This is a genomic window from Rossellomorea sp. LjRoot5 (assembly GCF_964253455.1).
Classification (GTDB): domain Bacteria; phylum Bacillota; class Bacilli; order Bacillales; family Bacillaceae_B; genus Rossellomorea.
Map to the genome: position 1 here is coordinate 1 of NZ_CAXUQN020000006.1, position 328 is coordinate 328.

1 rRNA gene is annotated in these 328 nt (G+C 54.9%); it reads right to left on the reverse strand.

The features are described from left to right. Positions 1 to 328 (reverse strand): 23S ribosomal RNA (locus ACSQ2E_RS22830); the annotation flags it as partial.

Genomic DNA, 328 nt, shown 5'->3' on the forward strand with positions numbered 1-328 from the left:
CGCTAAGCACTCCTCTTAACCTTCCAGCACCGGGCAGGCGTCAGCCCCTATACTTCGCCTTACGGCTTCGCAGAGACCTGTGTTTTTGCTAAACAGTCGCCTGGGCCTATTCACTGCGGCTCTCTCGGGCTTGCACCCTACCAGAGCACCCCTTCTCCCGAAGTTACGGGGTCATTTTGCCGAGTTCCTTAACGAGAGTTCTCTCGCTCACCTTAGGATTCTCTCCTCGCCTACCTGTGTCGGTTTGCGGTACGGGCACCTTTTTCCTCGCTAGAGGCTTTTCTTGGCAGTGTGGAATCAGGAACTTCGCTACTATAATTCGCTCGCT